1 protein-coding gene is annotated in these 606 nt (G+C 40.8%); it reads right to left on the minus strand.

Translation table 11 applies throughout. The features are described 5' to 3' along the window. Positions 1–370: ectoine synthase (locus A3735_RS28400; protein ID WP_068639108.1), on the minus strand; the 370-nt coding region annotated here is incomplete at its 3' end. Positions 371–606 lie beyond the last annotated feature (236 nt).

The raw sequence follows: 606 nt of genomic DNA on the forward strand, positions 1-606 counted from the left end.
CACCTTCCTTGTTGTGTACTTCCTTGCCATTAAGCGGAGGGTTGAAGACGCATGCCATCTTCATTTCTTTAAATGCTCTTAGGATATGCTTGTCATGCTTATCCAGAACATAGATCGTGCCTGCAGAGATCGGGTGCACTTTTCCATCTTCCAAATTCTCTATCTCACCCTCACCTGACATGCAGTAAACCGACTCCAAATGATTTTGATAGTGCATCTGAAAATCTGCGCCTTCATAGATAGTCGTGATGTGAAACGAAAACCCCATCTGGTCATCTTTTAATAGCATACGCGTACTTTCCCAATTGCCATCAGGAGAGACAATGCGTCTTGATGAATTTTCCGCTTCACTCAGTTTTCTTACGATCATTTTTTTACCTTGTTTCTCTTTATCCAGTTAAATAACGTGACGCCTAAAATAGCATGATGACTAAGCCATTAAATACTGACGATTAGCCTGCCATCTTCGCATCATCAAAATAGTCGCTATCTTCAGGGATTTGGTCTTCTTTAGCACAAACCTCTTTGATCGCTTGCTCAACAATATCAATACCCTTTTTGAGAGAGTCTTGACTGATTACGAGAGGACATAAAAATTTAACCACC

The organism is Oleiphilus sp. HI0061, from assembly GCF_001635675.1.